Annotated in this window: 13 protein-coding genes; 2 read left to right on the forward strand and 11 right to left on the reverse strand. The window is 72.7% G+C overall.

Annotated features, from left to right (window positions below):
- Window positions 1–68 precede the first annotated feature (68 nt).
- Together IEY73_RS20295 and IEY73_RS20300 are read right to left on the reverse strand one after the other, a co-directional pair.
- The gene (locus tag IEY73_RS20295) at window positions 69–374 is read right to left on the reverse strand and encodes a hypothetical protein (RefSeq protein WP_189080831.1); all 306 of its coding nucleotides are present in this window, start codon (window positions 372–374) and stop codon (window positions 69–71) included.
- A 150-nt stretch (window positions 375–524) separates the two neighbouring features.
- Window positions 525–2,666: an ATP-dependent DNA helicase UvrD2 gene (locus IEY73_RS20300; RefSeq protein WP_189080832.1), complete on the reverse strand. Its 2,142-nt coding sequence runs from the start codon at window positions 2,664–2,666 to the stop codon at window positions 525–527.
- Window positions 2,667–2,746: 80 nt separating this feature from the next.
- Between IEY73_RS20300 and IEY73_RS20305 the strand changes: the two genes are divergently transcribed.
- Entirely contained in the window at window positions 2,747–2,989 is a 243-nt protein-coding gene (locus IEY73_RS20305) for a mycoredoxin (RefSeq protein WP_189080833.1), read from the forward strand.
- 93 nt (window positions 2,990–3,082) lie between these two features.
- Here the strand turns inward: IEY73_RS20305 and IEY73_RS20310 are convergent, their stop codons facing one another.
- From IEY73_RS20310 to cspE, 7 genes are all read right to left on the reverse strand, one after another.
- Window positions 3,083–3,913, reverse strand: a complete 831-nt coding sequence (locus IEY73_RS20310) for a phytanoyl-CoA dioxygenase family protein (RefSeq protein ID WP_229715992.1) — start codon at window positions 3,911–3,913, stop codon at window positions 3,083–3,085.
- Between the two features lie 126 nt (window positions 3,914–4,039).
- Window positions 4,040–4,984: an NAD(+) diphosphatase gene (nudC, locus tag IEY73_RS20315; protein WP_189080835.1), complete on the reverse strand. Its 945-nt coding sequence runs from the start codon at window positions 4,982–4,984 to the stop codon at window positions 4,040–4,042.
- A complete protein-coding gene (locus IEY73_RS20320) occupies window positions 4,977–6,293 on the reverse strand; it encodes a M16 family metallopeptidase (RefSeq protein ID WP_189080836.1) in 1,317 nt (438 codons plus the stop codon). Before IEY73_RS20320 ends, nudC begins: the two co-directional genes overlap by 8 nt.
- Complete coding sequence (locus IEY73_RS20325; RefSeq protein ID WP_189080855.1) at window positions 6,290–7,585, reverse strand: M16 family metallopeptidase; 1,296 nt, start codon at window positions 7,583–7,585, stop codon at window positions 6,290–6,292. The genes IEY73_RS20320 and IEY73_RS20325 overlap by 4 nt, the downstream gene beginning before the upstream one ends.
- A gap of 238 nt (window positions 7,586–7,823) precedes the next feature.
- On the reverse strand, window positions 7,824–8,534 hold the full coding sequence (locus IEY73_RS20330; protein ID WP_229715993.1) for a hypothetical protein: 711 nt from the start codon (window positions 8,532–8,534) through the stop codon (window positions 7,824–7,826).
- Between the two features lie 349 nt (window positions 8,535–8,883).
- Complete coding sequence (locus IEY73_RS34150) at window positions 8,884–9,006, reverse strand: hypothetical protein (protein ID WP_268240468.1); 123 nt, start codon at window positions 9,004–9,006, stop codon at window positions 8,884–8,886.
- A gap of 195 nt (window positions 9,007–9,201) precedes the next feature.
- Window positions 9,202–9,405 (reverse strand): transcription antiterminator/RNA stability regulator CspE, encoded by a 204-nt coding sequence (gene cspE, locus IEY73_RS20335; protein WP_189080837.1) that lies wholly within the window; start codon window positions 9,403–9,405, stop codon window positions 9,202–9,204.
- Window positions 9,406–9,625: 220 nt separating this feature from the next.
- Here cspE and IEY73_RS20340 point away from each other — a divergent pair, with 220 nt between their 5' ends.
- Entirely contained in the window at window positions 9,626–10,033 is a 408-nt protein-coding gene (locus tag IEY73_RS20340) for a pilus assembly protein CpaE (protein WP_189080838.1), read from the forward strand.
- A gap of 7 nt (window positions 10,034–10,040) precedes the next feature.
- Here IEY73_RS20340 and IEY73_RS20345 read toward each other — a convergent pair whose 3' ends face one another.
- The gene (locus IEY73_RS20345; RefSeq protein WP_189080839.1) at window positions 10,041–13,538 is read right to left on the reverse strand and encodes an ATP-dependent helicase; all 3,498 of its coding nucleotides are present in this window, start codon (window positions 13,536–13,538) and stop codon (window positions 10,041–10,043) included.
- Complete coding sequence (locus tag IEY73_RS20350; protein WP_189080856.1) at window positions 13,535–17,068, reverse strand: ATP-dependent helicase; 3,534 nt, start codon at window positions 17,066–17,068, stop codon at window positions 13,535–13,537. The genes IEY73_RS20345 and IEY73_RS20350 overlap by 4 nt, the downstream gene beginning before the upstream one ends.
- Between the last annotated feature and the right edge of the window lie 225 nt (window positions 17,069–17,293).

Here is a 17,293-nt window from a genome sequence, read left to right on the forward strand (position 1 = left end):
CAAAGAAATAGGCCGCGGATCCCGGTAGCGGGGTCCGCGGCCTCGAGGTGAGCCGGAGGTCTGATCTGTCAGACCGGCCTTCCTCGAGGCGGGACACCGCTGGCGCCATCCGTGGTGCGCTTGTGGATGAGGCCGTTGCTGCCCACGAACCCAGTGGTCCCGTTGCTGCGGTATGCGCCCGTCAGAACCAGCTCGGCCTGGATCTGGACCTGGTCCACCCGCGAAACGGGAGCCCGCTCGGCAGCCAGCACCGCAACCGGCGTCGCGCTCTCCTGCAGAGAGACGGACGGCGTGGAAACGGGCAGCATCGAGACGGACGGAGCGCACGGAACGGCAGACAGCAACCACGGTCGCCGAATCATCGCCTTCTCCATCGTTGCCACCTCCTCCATTGCCTCGCGCTCGTGAACGGAACTCTCGCCGGCCCCGGAAAACAGGGCCTCACCAGGCCGAGCAGGGCCGCTCGTCGAGGTGTGCCATGAGGCTATTCCTGCCGTAGCAGCCAGAGCAAACGAATTTCCGGACTAGTTTTCCCAGTTTTTCTCGGCAAGATCATCCGGGTCGGCGCCGGCCACCAGAGCGAACACCGCACCGCCGTACTGACCGAGCTTGCGCGGGCCGATCCCGGCGATGGCCAGCAGCTCCGGCGGCGAACTCGGGCGGCGCTCCGCGAGCGCGACGAGTGTGGCGTCGGTGAACACCACGTAAGCAGGGACGCTCTGCTCCGCCGCGGTCCGCGCCCGCCACGTCCGCAGCCGCTCGTAGAGATCCTCGTCGAGGTCCGAGGGGCAGGTCGAGCACCGGCCCAGTTTGCGGTCCGCGCCGGCGAGCAGCGTCGCCCCGCAGACCCGGCAGGACGACACCGGACGGCGAGTGACGGATTTCCGACTCGTCGTTCCCGCGCCGGCCCGCTCGCCGCCGGACCCGCCGCGTTCCAACTGGGGCAGGAACCGGCACGGGCGGCGGGCACGACCGCCGCTGGCACGCATCTGCCCGTACGACAGCCAGAGCGTCTGACGCGCCCGGGTCACGCCGACATACAGCAGGCGGCGCTCCTCCTCCAACTGTTCGGGCGTTTTCGCGTACATCGTGGGCAGCGTCCCGTCGCTGAGCCCCACCACGAAGACCGCGTCCCATTCCAGGCCCTTGGCGGAATGCAGGGATGCGAGCGTCACCCCCGCGAGCGTGGGCGCGTGCTGCTGCTCCGCCCGCCGGACCAACTCGGCGCAGAACGCCGCCAGCGAGATGTCCCGCTGCACCGCCCCCGCCTCGCCCAACGGTTCCAGCACCGGCGACGCGGCGTATTCCTCGGCCAGCGTGACCAGGGCGGCGAGCGCCTCCCACTGCTCCCGCGCATGCCCACCGGGCGGCGGCTGATCGCGCCGCCAGCCGGTTGCCGACAGCGCCTCCACGACCGCCTCCACCAGCGGTGTCTCGCCGGGCAGCGAACGCACGGCGGAGCGCAGCGCCACCATGGCCTGGCGCACCTCGGCGCGCTCGAAGAACCGTTCCGCACCCCGGACCACGTACGGCACCTCGGCCTCGGCCAGCGCCTTCTCGTACGACTCGGACTGCGCGTTGGTGCGGAACAGCACCGCGATCTCACTGGCCGGTGTGCCCGCCCCGAGCAGTTCCCGGCAGCGACGGGCCACCGCGGTGGCCTCGGCCACCTCATCCGGGAAGATCTTCAGCTCCGGCTCGGCACCGGCCGGCCGCTGGCCGACCAACTCCAGCCGCAGCCGCGCCTCGTTGCCACGAGCCTGCTTGATGACCGCGTTCGCCAAGCCCACCACCTGCGGGGTCGACCGGTAGTCCCGGACCAGCCGCACCACCACCGCGCCGGGACGGTGCCGGGGGAAGTCGATCAGGTACGACGAGGTGGCGCCGGTGAACGAATAGATCGTCTGGCTGGCGTCGCCGACCACTGTCAGGTCCTCCCGGCCGCCCAGCCACGCCTCCAGCAACCGCTGCTGCAGGGGGTTGACGTCCTGGTATTCGTCGACCACGAAGTGGCGGTATTGCGCGCGGATCTGCTCGGCCACGTCCGCGTGCTCCTCGATGCCCCAGACCGCGGCACGCAGCATGTCCTCGAAATCGATCACGCCTTGACCGCGCTTCAGTGACTCGTACGCGCCGAACACCTCCGCGACCTTCGCCGGGTCGAACGGCGGTTCGCGTTGCGCCTTGGCCGCGGCGACGGCGTACTCCCCCGGCTCGACAAGCGACGACTTGGCCCACTCGATCTCGCCGGCCAGATCCCGCGCGCCGGTGCGGTCGGCCCGCACGTTGACCCGCGCGGCGGCCAGCGCGACCAGGCGGGCCTTGCTCTCCAGCAGCTCGGGCATCGCCCGGCCGTCCAGCAACCGGGGTGCGAAAAAGCGGACCTGCCGCAACGCCGCCGCGTGGAAGGTGCGCGTCTGCACCGCTCCGGCGCCGAGCGACGTCAACCGTGCCCGCATCTCGCCCGCGGCCCGCGCGGTGAAGGTCACCGCCAGGATGTGCCGGGCGGAGATCTCACCGGACAGCGAGCGGTACGCGATCCGGTGCGTGATCGCCCGGGTCTTGCCGGTGCCCGCGCCGGCGAGGATGCAGACCGGGCCCGCCGGCGCGACCACCGCCCGGCGTTGGTCCTCATCCAGCCCGGCAAGCACGTGTTCGGCAGTCACAAGCGGGAATCATGACACTGGCGTCCGACGTTTTCGTGGACGGCGCTGTGCCATGTGACCTCTTCGAAGGGATCCCACCGATGCTGACCATGTACTCGACGCCGTGGTGCGGTTACTGCCACCGGTTGAAGTCCCAGATGGACCGGGAAGGCATCAACTACGACGTGGTGGACATCGAACAGGACCCGGCAGCCGCCGAATTCGTGATGGGTGTCAACGGCGGCAATCAGACGGTCCCGACGCTGCGCTTCCGCGACGGGTCGGCGCTGACCAACCCTTCGATCGTGCAGGTCAAGCAGCACCTGGCGACGCTGTCCGGCTGACCGGCCACGCCCGGAGCCGCCCCGGGCGCCCCGTTCCGCAGCCCACCGCTGCCACCGGGTGCCCGGCGGTGCTCCTCGGCTGGGTCGACTCGGTCAGCGGATCAACGCCGGAATAGCACCGTCCAGCAGGCCGCGGTTCGCCAGTTCGCCGTACAGCGGCGTGGTCGACGGCTCGTGCCCCCATGCGTGGTCACCGTCGCCGTTGCCCGCGCCGCCCAGCAACTGGCGCTGCACGGGGGAGAACGTCGCCCATTCCGGGCGCCTGGGAAGGCCGCCGACATCGTCGCGGCCCGCCACCCACCGGTACGTGTAGCCGAAGAACGCTCCCACGCGCGTGACGGGCGAATAGTTGTCCGACCGCGCGTGCCACAGCCGCCGATCGAAGACGACCACGTCACCGGCGTTCGCGGTGATCTGCACGGCGCCCTGCGGCGCCGGCCAGGCCACGTCGCGGCGTGGCGGCCCGGGCAGCCAGTTGATGCGATGGCTGCCCGGCAGCACGGTGAAGTTTCCCCGCCCCGGTTCGCTCACGTCAGACAGCCAATAGGCCAGCTTGACCGACATGCGGGGGCGCGGATCGGTCTCCAGTTCACGGTTTTGCCGGCCGCCGTCCTGATGCCAGTGCCACCAGTCAGGCTGCCGCCGGGTCAACTGCGGATGCACGTCGACGTGCGAATGGTAGACGTGAATGTTCCAGCCGAGCAGGGACCACACATAGCCGAACACGCGCGGGTGGTCGAGCAGGAACGCCAGCTCGGGACACGCGGTCACCGCGGAGAGCTGGTGCAGCGCACCGGCCGCGCCCCGGCGCTCGCGGAACCGCAGGATCGCGGCGCGCGCGACGGCCACCTCGTCGTCGGTCAGCACGGATCGAACGACGAGGTACCCGTCGCGCTCGAACTGATCGCGCTCATCCTCTGTCATCGGCACCCCCACCGGGGCCTGCACCTGCGTCATCGAAGACCGCCCTCTCGTCCCTCGTCACAAAGGAGACGCCGGAGGAAGGTCCACCGTTGCACGGTGCTCATTGGTTCGACGATGGTGAACCCCTTACCGGGGCAAATCACCCAGCCAGCCTTCGATCAGGAAGAACGCGATCGACGCACGCATGGGCAGCCGCAGCGACAGCCCGGTCTCCGGGTCGCGATGTTCGCCGGCGATCATCCGCCGGATCTCGTCGCGGGTGAACCAGCGCGCCTCATCGATCTCCTCGGGGTCGAGGGCCAACGGCTGACCGGGGTCGGCCACCGCGGTGAAGCCCAGCATCAGCGAGCCCGGGAACGGCCAGGACTGGCTGCCCTCGTACCGGGGAACGCCGGTCCGCACGCCGACCTCCTCGTGCACCTCGCGCAGCACCGCCGCCTCGGCCGACTCCCCCGGTTCGATGTAGCCGGCGAGGCAGGAGAAGCGGCGCACTCCGTCGATCACCGGCCACGCGGCGTTGTGACCGAGCAGGCATCGCCCGTCCGGCCCGGACACACCGTCGTGCACCAGCACGATCATGGCCGGGTCGGTGCGCGGCCACATCTGGGCGCCGTCCGCATCAACACGCGACCATCCGCCCTCGACGACCGTGGTGGCCAGCCCGGAACGCGGCGAGTACCGGTGCCCGGCGTGCCAGTTTCCGAGTGCCGCAGCCGCCGCGAACACCCCCGCGTCGCCGTCGTCGAGCAGGTGACCCACGTCGCGCAGGGAAGCCGGCCGGGTGCCCTCGGTCGCCGGCAGGGGCGCGTCGACCATGAACAGCGGGGTGCCGTCCGGGTCGACGCCGAGGAACATCCGCTCGCCCGACGGTGCATCGGCGGCCGGGCGCAGCACCAGCGACACGCCGCCGCCGGGCGAGTCCCGCACCAGCGCCCGCGCCCCGGCGCCGACGTCGACGATCAGCACCCGCCCCTGTCCCCACGCCGCCGCCAGCCACGCGTCGTCGCGCCGGCGATGCGCCGCGCGATCCAACGTGGTGCGGGCCAGCGGCGGCATCGGGGCCTCAGTCACTGCGCTCCACGGCGGTCAGCGCGGACAACGGTCCGGCCACCACGTCCGCGTCGCCGAGCAGGACGGTCACCGCGGAGGCGGGCGCCAGGTATCGCGCGGCGGCCGCGGTGACCTCGTCGCGGGTGACCGCCGACAGTGCCGCCGAGTGTTCCGGCAGGTAGTCCAGCCGCAGGCCGAAGCTCGCGTACACGCTGGCCAGCCCGGCCAGCCCGGCCTGTGTGGACATGCCCAGCCGCAGCGTGCCCAGCGCGTACCGGCGGGCCTGTTCGAGCTCCTCCTCGCCGGGCGGCAGCGTGGCGATCCGGCCGAGTTCGTAGAACGTCTCCAGCAGCGACGGGCCGGTCACCTCGGTGGCCACTTCGGCCGCCACGACAAGCGTCGAACCGGCGACGAAGTGTTCGATCGAGGTGTGCGGGCCGTACGTGTAGCCCTTGTCCTCGCGGATGTTCTCCACCCAGCGGGACGAGAAGTAGCCGCCGAAGACCAGGTTCGCCAGTTGCAGCGCGGCATAGTCGGGATCCGTGCGGGGCACCGCCGGCAACGCCATCCGCAGCGACGACTGCACCGCGCCGGGCCGGTCCACCAGCCGCAGCGGACCCGGCTCCAGGGCCGGGACGGAGGCCAGCTTGCCGTCCTTGCCGGGACCGGTCCAACTGCCCAGCGCCTTGTCCGCGGCGTCGATCGCCAGGTCCGGGTTGATGTCGCCGACCAGCACCAGCACCGCGCCCTCGGGACGCACCCGGTCGGCGTGCAGCGCGCGCAACTGCGCCGGACGGACGGCGCGGACCTGGTCCGGCTCGGGCGTCTGTACCGCGTACGGATGACGGCCGTAGATGCGCTTCAGCAACGCGGCGCGTGCCATGTGGGCGGGCTGGCGCAGCGCCACCTGGATGTTGTCGACCAGGCGGTCGCGCTCGGTGGCCACCTCGTCGGCCGGATACTCCGGGTCGACGAGCACGCCGGCCAGGATCTCCAGCGTCCGTTCCAGGCCCCCGGCCAGCGTGTTGCCGCTGACCAGCAGCCAGTCCGGGTCCAGCCCGGCGGACAGGCCACCGCCGACCGCCTGCAACTCGGCGGCGATGTCGACGCTGGACATCGAGCCGGTGCCGGTGAACAGCGCCTGGGACAGCAGGGTGGCTCGCGACAGCGGGGCGCGCCCGAACGGCACCCGCAGCCGCAACTCGACAAGCGGCACGGCGGGCCGCCGGATGGCGATCACGGTGAGGCCGCTGGCCAGCGTGCGCTCGGCCTGGCGCGGCAGCTTGATCTTCGCGTCCGGAATCAGGTCCGGCAGTACGTTCGTGGTCACTGGCCCGCTCCCGGTACGACCTCAAGGGTGGCTCTGCGTGCCGGCCGCAGACTTGCGGCGGCGGTGGCTATCTGATCCTCCGTCACGTCGGCGACCAGCCGGGGCAGTTCATTGAGCAGCTCCGGCCGGCCGCGCTGCAATTCCAGCACGGCCATCGGCAGCGCCCGCCCCAGCACCGCATCGGTGTCCCGCAACAGATGGGTCGCCATGCGCGCCTGCGTGCGGGACAGTTCGCCGGGTGCCAGGCCGCCGGTGGCCAGGCGGTCGAGTTCTTCGTCGATGGTGCGCAGCACCTTCTCCGCGTCGCCGCCCGGGGGTAGGTGCGCCTGCAACAGGAAGGCGGTGGGGTTGCGCACCTGGTACTCGTCGCCCATGAATCCCAGGTACCCGCCGACGGTGGTAGCCGAGCGGTCCCGCTGCACCAGGCGCTCCACCAGGCGGGAGGCGTCGCCGTCGGTGAGCACCTCGGCGAGCACCACATAGGGCAGATAGGCCGCGAAGTCGGCGATCGGATCGGGCACCCGCCAGCCGGCCGCCACGGCGGGCAACGGGGCGAGCCGGTCGGTGTAGACCTCGCGGCGCTCGGCGGTCAGGTCCGGCTCCTCGAAGTTCGGCCGCTCCGGCGCGGGCCGGGCGGCGACATCGCCGAAGTGCCGCTCGATCAGCTTGACGGTGTGTGCCACGTCGAAGTCGCCGGCCACCGTGAGGGTGGCGTTGCCGCAGGCGTAGTACCGGTCGAAGAACTCCGTGGCGTCGGCGAGCGTGGCGCTGTCCAGATCGCCGAAGGAGCCGTACCCGTCGTGGGCGTTGGCGAAGGTGGAGAACATCACCGGCGGCAACTTCAACCAGGGGAAACCGCCGTACGGGCGGTTCATGACGTTGACCCGGATCTCCTCCTTGACCACGTCCACCTGGTTGCGCAGGTTCTCCTCGGTGAGCTTGGGACCGCGCATCCGGTCGGCCTCCAGGAAGAGGGCGCGTTCCAGGGCACCGGCCGGGAGCACCTCGAAGTAGTCGGTGAAGTCCAGGTGGGTGGACCCGTTGAAGCTGCCGCCGGCCCCCTGCACGTGCCGGAAGTGGGCAAGCTTCTCAAGGTTCTCCGAGCCTTGGAACATGAGGTGCTCGAAGAGGTGGGCGAACCCGGTCCGCCCCTCGGGTTCGGACCGGATGCCGACGTCATAGACGACCGCCACGCCAACCACGGGGGCGCTGCGGTCGGGGGTGAGGACCACCCGCAGGCCGTTGGGAAGGGTGAGACGCTCGACCGGGTACTTCGTCGCGGGGATCTTCATTTTTCGGGCCACACGACGAATCTAACCGAATCTCGATGCCAGCTTTAGGGTTCACTTTTGCTATTTCCGTGAGCGAATCGTCACGCGGCGCAGGGATTCTTGGGGTGTTGCGGGAGATCTCGGACGTACCGCCCGCCCTACCGGGGCATCCGGCACCACGACATTCCACCCGCACCAGAGACCCGACCGACCCGGCGGGGTCGGCCGGGTCGGCGAGACCCGCGCGCGGGTCGCGGCGTCAGAGGGGGCGGACGGATGCCAGCACGTCGTCCACCACGTAATCGAACTGTCGATGGGTGCCCGGAATGGACACGTACAGCACCGCAGCCGTCGGCTTGCCCACGTCGATGATGGCCACTGCGGACAACTCGTCCTTAGCGGTCAGTCCGGGCGCCGAGAAGTGCAGCCGGAACTTGCTCACCCACGCCGGGCGGCCACCGAGCGTTGTCCGCTCGTCGCGCAGTTGCTCGATGGTGTTCGGTTGCGGGTAGTACTCGGCACGGACGTCGGCGGCCACCTGCCGGCCGACGCATTCCAGGTTGAGGGTCACCGCGTCGTTGTCCGCGGCCGGCACCGCGGCGGACAGGATCGAGGCGTGGTACAGGCCACCGCTGTAGCTCTCGGTGACGAAGTGCTGGCCGACCTTGTACGGCACGGCGAGCGTCCCGGCCCGCCACACGGTGTTCCACGGTTCCCAGGGCGGGCCGTACTCGCGGTAGGAGATGCCCGCCTCGGTGTCCACCGTGCGCTCACCGGTCGGCTCCGGCGGCGCGCTGGGGGTGCCGGTCGGTCCGGCGCCCGGCGAGACGGTGGGGGCCGGGCACATCTGCGCCAGCGGCGGCCGCACATCGGTCGGCGCCTGGGCCTTGCCGCGGAACGGGCTGCTGTCGGAGGAGAGCACGACGGTCAGGATGACGGTCAGGCCGACCGCCAGGATGGCGCCGGCCACACCGCCGAAGATCAACATCTGCCGGCGACGACGTGCCGGCCCACCCCGGGGAGATCCGCCACTCGGGGGCCCGCCGCTCGGGGGCCCGCCGCTCGGGGGCCCGCCGCTCGGGGGCCCGCCGCTCGGGGGCCCGCCGCTCGGGGGCCCGCCACTCGGAGGGCCGCCGCTCGGAGGCCCACCACTCGGAGGGCCGCCGCGGGTCGGGGGCCCGCCCGGCGAGTTCGACGGTCGCGTGCCGCCGACCGTGGTCACCGCGCCCGATCCCCAAGCGCTGCCCGGGAGGTGCCGGGCCGTGGGATGCGTCGGGTCGGACATGCCTCCAGTGAACACCACCGTGGCGGTGCCCGGCTCACCTGAGGCCGGTCACCACCGGGTCATACCAGGGCACGAACGCCACGACCAGCACCAAGGCGATGCCGAGAACCGCGAGGCTCACCACGAAGGCCATCTCCCGGCCTGTTTTGGTCTGCACATCCGGTAAGACGCCTCAGCCGCGGATCTGGTTGCACGACGAACGGATCGGGTTCGGGTACGCGACATCGCGAACCCGCACGAAACGCCAGCACACACGAAACACCAGCACACACGAAACGCCTGCACGCACGAAACGCCTGCACGCACGAACGGCCGTGACCCGCTGGGGGTCACGGCCGTCGCGGAGCGTCCGTCAGAGCGGGCGGATGTTCGCCGCCTGCGGGCCCTTCTGACCCTGGGTCACCTCGAACTCGACCCGCTGGCTCTCGTCCAGGCTGCGGTAGCCCGAGGACTGGATCGCGGAGAAGTGGGCGAAGACGTCGGCGCCACCGTCGTCCGGGGTGATGAACCCGTAGCCCTTGTCCGCGTTGAACCACTTCACAACGCCCGTAACCATGCTCGTCTCCTCGACGGTCGATCGCCCCCGGTCCACGCGACCGGGGACGAGGTAATAAGACCCGCACCGCGCGGATCTCGTGCTGCCGTGCTGATCGCCCGTACCGGAAACACCCGGGTTACGACAAAGAGCGCCTGGGGCAGAATCCCCACAGGCGCTCCTGAGTACTTGGGAACCACTGACAACATGCGGAGCCTAGCACGAGGCAGGAGGTGAGCCGGTGATAGGCGTACGACTTGCACAGCAGCTCAAAGAGGCCGGACTGGCCTGGAAACCGGAGCCCGGAGACCGGTTCGTCATCCCCGATCGGGACCTGGACGACGAGGTGTTCGTGCTGAGCAACATGACGATCGAGGTCTATCGGGTGCCGGAGGGGCAGGTGATCGGCTTCAACGGAACCACCGAATGGGCGCTGGACGACGTGGAGATCGACGAGGCGACCTGGTTGCCGGGTGAGGAGCAGTTGCGCGGGCTGCTGGGCGGCACGTTCACCGCGCTGACCCGCGGTGCGGACGGCTACCGGGTGCGCATCAGCCTGCTGGGCACCGAACACGAGTTCGTGGCCGCGCAGGCCGACGCGGCGTACGCCGCGGCGCTGCTGCACCTGCTGGCGGCGGCGACGACCTGAGACGCTCTCACCGATCCGGACCGCCGATCTCCGGTACGGCGTTCAGCAGCTCCGCGAGGGCGTCCACCCCCATCAAGTCGGCCGGTCGCAGGGTCACCTGTTCGCGGACGTAGTGCAGCCCGGCGCGGACCCGGGACACCGGAACACCGGCGAGCGCGGCCCAGGCGACCCGGTAGGCGGACAGTTGCACCACGGCCGCGGCGGTGTCCGCCGACTCGGGGCGCCGGCCGGTCTTCCAGTCGATCACGTCGAAACGGCCGCCCGGCTCCGCGAAGACCGCGTCCATCCGCCCGCGGACGACCACGCCGCCGAGGGTGGTGGCGAACGGCACCTCGACGTCGATCGGCGTCCGGTCGGCCCACTCGCCGGCCAGGAACGCCTCCTGCAACGCGGCGAGATCGTCGTCGGCCGCGGCGGTGTCGTCCGCCGCGCCGGGCAACTCGTCCACGTCGATCAGCCGTGTCGCGCCGAACCGTTGCTCCAGCCAGGCGTGGAAGGCGGTGCCGCGGCGGGCCTGCGGCGCCGGGCGCACCGGCAGTGGGCGGCGCAGCGACCGGGCCAGCGCCTGCGGGTCGCGGCGCAGCACCACCAGTTGGGACACCGTTAGATGGCCGGGCAGCGCGACCTCGATGGGGCCCTGACCGCGGGCGCGTTCCGCACGTTCGGCGAGCAGCAGGGTGGCTTCGCGCCGCCAGCGGGCGACGTCCGGGTCCGGTGCACCCGCAGGCTGCGCCTCCCCCGCCGTCGACACCGCGGACGGACCCAGTCCGGCCAGCTCGGCGGCCAGGCCGGCGCGCGCCGCGACCTCCAGGTCGTCCGTGGCCAGGTCGGCGAAGGCGGTCGCCGTCTCCGCCTCGGGACGGCTGATCATCCGCCGGATCAGGTCGGCCGCCGCCGCCATCGCCGGCCGACGGTAGCCCAGCGGGTCGGAGGGCCATTGCGCGGACGCGACCACCTCCGCCGCCGGGTTGGCCGCATCCGGGGCGGGCTCGGCGGTCCACACGTCCACCACCCCGGCTCCGGCGGCGCACGAGGTACGGATCTCGTCCAGGAACACCGACGGGCCGCGCGGTCGTTTCACCCCGTCGCTCCACCAGTAGCCGGAGCACAGCAGCAGACGGCGGGGACGGGTGACCGCCACGTACGCGAGACGGCGCTCCTCCCGCTCGTCGTGCGCGCGCCAGGCCCGGCCGAAGGCGGTCACCGCGTCCACCGCGTCCTTCTGGTCCGCCGCCTCGGACAGATCGAGCTCGGGCAGCCCGACCCGGTCGCCGCGCAACGGGAACGGCAACACACCCAAGCCCATCAGGTAGTGGTCGGAGGAGCGCACCAGTCCCGGCCACACACCGCGGCACAGCCCGGCCACCGACACCACGTCCCACTCCAGGCCCTTGGCGGCGTGCGCGGTGAGCACCTGCACGGCGCCCTCCACCACGTCCACCTGGCCCGGTTCCAGTCCGCGTTCCTCTTCCTCGGCGGCGGCCAGATAGGCCAGGAAACCGGCCAGTGTGCCGCCGTCGGTGTCGCCGGCGTAGCGGGCCGCCACGTCACCGAGCGCGTCCAGGTGACCGCGGGCCAGCCCGGCGTCGCCGGCGCCCCAGCCACGCACCGCCACCTCGACGTCGAGGCCGGCGGTGCGTTCGATGTCGGTCAGCAGATCGGGGAGCGGCTGGTCCAGGCGCTGCCGCAGCTCGGCCAGTTCCCGGGCGTACCGGCGGAACCGCGCATAGCCCTCGGCGGAGTACTGCTGCGCGACGCCCAGGTCGGCCATCGCCTCGACCAGCGTGGCGTCGTCCAGCCGGTCGGCGACCACCTCATCGGGCCCGGCCCGGCCGGTCGCATCGGCGTGCTCGGTTGCATCGGCGGGCTCGGTCGCATCGGCCTGTTCGGTCGCGGCGGCGGGCTCGGTCGCGTCGGCGCGGGCGGCGGCCAGGTGGCGGGCACGCCGGTGCAGGGCAACCAGATCCCGCGGCCCGATCCGCCAGCGGGCGCCGGTGAGCAGCCGCAGCAGCGAGGCACCGTCGGTGGGGTCGGCCAGCACGCGCAGCGTGCACACCACGTCGCGTACCTCCGGGGTGTCCAGCAGACCGCCCAGACCGACCACCTCCACCGGCAGGCCGCGGGAACGCAGCGCCTCCTCGATCGCCGGGATCTGGCTGCGCACGCGCACCAGCACCGCGCTGGTGGGGCGCCGGTCGAGCGGGATCTCCGACGCCGGCGTGTCCGGCATCCCGGCCGCCAGACGCCACGCGGTGAGCATCGAGTCGGCGATCCAGGCGGCTTCGTCCGCGTACGTGGGAAGCAGCGCACAGGTCACCGTCCGGCCGCCCACCGGGGAGGCCACCCGGCGCGCCGGGACCAGTTCGGCGACCCGGGCGCCAGCCGCGCGCAGCGGCCCGGACAGCGCATTCGCCACGTCCAGGATCTGCGGCCGGTTGCGCCAGCTCTTGGTCAGGTTCAGCACCCAGGCGTCGCGCCCGCCGACCGCCGGGAACTCGGCCGGGAACCGGTCCAGGGTGCCGGCGCTGGCGCCGCGCCAGCCGTAGATGGACTGGCACGGGTCGCCCACCGCGGTCACCGGATGGCCGCCGCCGAACAGCGCGTTGAGCATCACCACCTGGGCGTGACTGGTGTCCTGGTATTCGTCCAGCAGCACCACCCGGAACCGGCCCCGCTCGATCGCGCCGACCTCCGGGTGATCCCGGGCGACCCGGGCGGCCCGCGACATCTGATCCCCGAAGTCCATCGCTTCCAAGGCCAGCTTGCGCTGCTCGTACAGGCGCACCAGGGGCAGCAGGGTGAGCCGCTGCTGCTGGCGGCGCAGCACGTCGGTGACGTCCTTGTAGACGCGGCCGGGCAGTTCCTGCACCCGCGCGAAGAAGCGGCCGGTCCAGGCGGCCAGCTCGCCGGTGGTGACCAGGTGCTCGGCCAGCTCGCCGGACAGCGCCAGCACGTCGTCGGTGACCGTGCCCGGTGCGCGGTTGAGGCCGGTCATCTCCCCGGTGTAGGTGCGCACCAGCGAGTCGACGATCTGCCAGCGGGCGGCCTCGGTGAGCAGCCGGGCGGACGGTTCGTAACCGGCACGCAGGCCGTGCTCGGTGACCACCCGGGCGGCGTACGAATGGTAGGTGGAGATGGTCGCCTCGCCGGCGAACTGCGCGTCCCGGTCGAACCGCCGGACCAGTTGGCCGAGCCGGGTGCGCACCCGGTGCGCCAGCTCGCCGGCCGCCTTGCGGGTGAACGTCAGCCCGAGGATCTCGTCCGGGTGCGCGTACCCGTTGGCCACCAGCCAGACCACTCGCGAGGCCATCGTCTCGGTCTTGCCGGACCCGGCCCCGGCCACCACCAGCACCGGTTCCACCGGGGCCGCGATGATCGCCGCCTGTTCCGGCGTGGGCGGATGCAGACGCAGCAGGCGAGCCAACTCCGCCGGGGTGTATCGAGGACCGGAGTCGGCCTGGCGACGCCGCCGCGGTGCGTCGGAGAACAGGCTGGGCTGGGTCATCGGCGCGGGTCTCGCTCCGCCGCCGGCGGTTCCACGACCTGCCGCCCCTGACCGGTGATCGGGCAACTGGTCCGCACCGGGCAGACCCGGCACCGCGAGTTGGCCACCGCGGAGAAGGTGGCCGCGGCCATCGTGTCGGCGGTGCGGCGGACCATCGCGTACGCCCACTGCGGGTCCGGCGCCTCGGTCAGCGGCACCTGCATCTGTTCGCGCGCCTGCTTGCCCGGCCCGAGCTGCACCAGGGCCGCACCGCCGCTGTCGGTGCCGAAGTCGCCGAACGCGCCCGCTTCCACGGCGGCCTGGTAACCGGCGAGCTGAGCATGCTCGTCGACGTCGGCCGCGGTCACCGCGGTGGACTTGCCGGTCTTCAGATCCACCACGACCAGCCGGCCCTCGTCGTCGATCTCCAAGCGGTCCACCCGGCCGGTCAGCCGTACCGGCCGGGTGGGATCCTCCAGGCGCACGGTGAACTCGTGCTCGATGGCGAGCAACCGGCGCGGGTTGCCGGCCAGCCAGCGCAGCAGCTTGTCCACCATGGCCTGGGCGCGTTCCTGTTCCGGGCCGGCCAGCCAGCGGGCGGCCAGCTCGATCGCGTCGAAGCGGGCGGCGACGTAGTCGATCAGTTTCTCCCGGTCGGCGCTGGCGTCCTCGGCCAGCATCGCGGCGGCGTGCACCAGGTTGCCCACGCCCTGCGCGGTGCCGGCCGGCGCCGCGCCGCCGTGGCGTTCGAGCAGCCAGCGCAGGCTGCACCGCAGCGCACTCTCCATGGACGACGGGGTGACCGTGACCGGTTCGCCGTCCTGCGCGAGGGGCCGGTCGTCGGAGAGCGGACGCAGCCCCCACCACTCGTCGGGGTGCGCGCCGGGCACCCCGGCCTCGGCGAGCCGGGCGAGTTCGGCGGCTGCGGCATGCCGCCGTGCGGGGGTGCTGTCGGCGGCGACCACGGCGGTGCGCAACTCGGCGACGAGCGACGCGAGCGTGAGCGCCCGACCCGGCCGGCCGGCCGGCACCGCGGCGTCGGCGATGGCCGCCCCGGCCGATTCCTCCGGGCCGGGATCGTCCGGGCCGGGATCGTCCGGGCCGAGGTCCTCCGGGCCGAGGTCCTCCGGATCGGGATCGTCCGGATCGGGATCGTCCGGATCGGGGCCGGGGCCGGGGCCTTCGGGGCCGGGATCATCAGGCGGGCCGGGATCATCAGGCGGGCCGGGATCGTCGTCCTGTGGGGGGCCGGCCAGCTCGGACAGGAACCGGCTCGGCTGTTCCTCGCCGTCCGCGCCGCCCACGCCCGCCGACGCCACCGCGGTGACCACCAGGCGACGACGCGCACGGGTCGCCGCCACGTAGAAGAGCCGCCGTTCCTCGTCCAGCAGCGCCGACGTCTGCCCGACGAGCGCGGCGGCACCGCCCGCCGTGCGGCCGGCGAGCACGTCGACCAGTCGCTCCGACCCGAGCAGGCTCCCGCGCAGGCGAAGATCCGGCCAGATGCCTTCCTGCACGCCGGCCAGCACCACGACATCCCACTCCAGGCCCTTGGCCGCGTGCGCGGTGAGCAGGCGCACCGCCTCACCCCGGTCGGCGCTCGGCGCGATCGAGTCGGCCGGCAGGTCCTGGGCCAGCACATGGTCGAGGAACACGTCGGTGCGCGCGCCGGGCAGCCGGTCGACGAACCGGGCCGCCGCGTCGAACAGCACCACCATCGCGTCCAGGTCGCGGTCGGCGGCCTCGGCGCGCCACTGCCGTGCCCGGCCACCGTCGGCGCCGGGCTCCACCGGGGCGCCGCGGGTGCTCATCGCGTACCAGCGGTCGGCCAGCCCGCTGGCCCGCCACACGGTCCACAACACCTGCTCGGCGGTGGCGTCCGGCGCGGCGGCGGCCTGCCGGGCAACCGCGAGCAACCGGGCGACCGTCTGCGCCGGAGCCGCCCAGCGCCGCTCCACCACGTCCAGGCCGGCCGGATCGCGCACCGCGTCGAGCAACAGCTCCCCCGAGGGCCGCCGATCACCCGCGGCCAGCGCCAACGCCCGTAAACCCTGCCGCAACCGGCGCTCGGCCAGCGGATCCGCGCCGCCCAGCGGCGAGTGCAGCAGGGCGACCGCCGCTTCCTCGTCGAGCGTTTCCGGTGCCAGCGCACACCGCAGCAGCAGCAGGAACGGCGCCACCGCGGGCTGCAGGTGCAGCGGCAGGTCCTCGGCGTGCACCACGGTGGGCACCCCCGAGGCGGTCAGCGCACGCTGCAACGACGGAGCCTGTAGAGAGGTGGACCGCAGCACGACGGCCATCCGCGACCACGGCACACCCTGCAGCAGGTGCGCCTCGCGCAGCACATTCGCCACGTACGCCGTCTCCGCGACCGGCGACCGGAATGTGCGTACGGTGATCCCGCCCCCCTCGTCCTGCGCCGCCGGGGTCGCGGAGGTCCGGTCCGGAACGTCCGGCGGGTGGATCGGCCGGTGCCGGACCGGCCCGCGCATCCGCCGCGCCACGCGCTGCGTGGCGGCCAGCACGTCCGGCCCGGCGCGATAGCCGGTGTGCAGCACGATCTGCTCGGCGGGCGCGCCGGATGCGGTGCGGAACCGGGCGGGGAACGTGGACAGCACACCCGGGTCGGCGCCGCGGAAGCCGAACACCGAGGAGTCCGGATCCCCGAACGCGACGAGCGGCCGGCCACCCCCGGCGATCAGCGTCAACAGTTCGATCTGCGCCGGGTCCGTGTCGGCGAGCTCGTCCACATAGACGTACGCCAACCGCGCCCGCTCGGCCGTCAACAGCGCCGGGTCGTCGGCGAGCAGCCCGGACGCGGCACGGATGAGCTCGGCCGGGTCGTACGCGGTCGACCCGCGCGTGGTGGCGTCCCGCAACGCGAGCACGGCGACGTACTCCCGGATGAACCGGGCGGCGGCGGGCCAGTCGTCGCGCCCCAACTCCTCACCCAGCCGGGCAAGCTCGGCCGGCCCGACGCCGCGCTCGGCGGCCCGCTGCATGAGGTCGCGCAGTTGCTGCGCGAAGGCCCTCGTGGGCAGCGCCGGACGAAGCGCATCCGGCCAGCCGGTCGGGCCGGCGGTGTCGGCGCCCTCCTCCCCCACGACCGCCAGCAGTTCCCGGATGATCAGATCCTGTTCGGGCCCGGTGAGCAGTCGCGGCGACGGCTCGCCCTGCTCCGCCGCGGCACGCCGGAGCAAACCGAACGCGTACGCGTGGAAGGTCCGCACCAGCGGCTCGTGCAGAATCCGCCCGGTGGCCCCGGCGGTCCGCTGCTCGATCCGCTCGCGCAGCGCCGCCGAACCACGGCGCCCGAAGGTGAGCACCAGAATGCGCTCCGGATCGGTCCCGTCGGCGATGCGCTCGGCGACGGCCTCGACGAGGGCGGTGGTCTTGCCGGTGCCGGGACCACCGACCACCAGCAGCGGGCCGTCGACATGCTCGATGACGTGGCGCAACTGCGCGTCATCGAGCAGCCGGGGAGCGGCAGGTCGAACACGGCGAACGAGACGGTACGCCGGAGGGCGCACCGCAGGCGTCGGCGTCGACATGCTCACGGGGTCCATGAGACCACGCGGGTACGACGCCCCCCGCCGACACACCCCCCGCGCCCCGCTCTCACGCCGCCGCCCCCGCTCTCACGCCGCCGCCCCCGCTCCCACGCCGCCGCCCCGCTCTCACGCCGCCCCCGCCCTCACGCCGCCGCCCCGCTCTCGCCGCCCCCGCTCTCACGCCGCCGCCCCCGCTCTCACGCCGCCGCCCCCGCTCTCACGCCG

The organism is Mangrovihabitans endophyticus, assembly GCF_014646155.1.
Lineage (GTDB): Bacteria > Actinomycetota > Actinomycetes > Mycobacteriales > Micromonosporaceae > Actinoplanes > Actinoplanes endophyticus.

Excerpts from the sequence above, each read along its gene's own strand:
- IEY73_RS20325 (WP_189080855.1), bottom strand. The coding sequence starts at position 7,585 with ATGAAGATCCCCGCGACGAAGTACCCGGTCGAGCGTCTCACCCTTCCC.
- IEY73_RS20350 (WP_189080856.1), bottom strand. The coding sequence starts at position 17,068 with ATGTCGACGCCGACGCCTGCGGTGCGCCCTCCGGCGTACCGTCTCGTT.
- cspE (WP_189080837.1), bottom strand. The coding sequence starts at position 9,405 with ATGGTTACGGGCGTTGTGAAGTGGTTCAACGCGGACAAGGGCTACGGG.
- IEY73_RS20345 (WP_189080839.1), bottom strand. The coding sequence starts at position 13,538 with ATGACCCAGCCCAGCCTGTTCTCCGACGCACCGCGGCGGCGTCGCCAG.
- IEY73_RS20305 (WP_189080833.1), top strand. The coding sequence starts at position 2,747 with ATGCTGACCATGTACTCGACGCCGTGGTGCGGTTACTGCCACCGGTTG.
- IEY73_RS20310 (WP_229715992.1), bottom strand. The coding sequence starts at position 3,913 with ATGACAGAGGATGAGCGCGATCAGTTCGAGCGCGACGGGTACCTCGTC.
- IEY73_RS20295 (WP_189080831.1), bottom strand. The coding sequence starts at position 374 with ATGGAGAAGGCGATGATTCGGCGACCGTGGTTGCTGTCTGCCGTTCCG.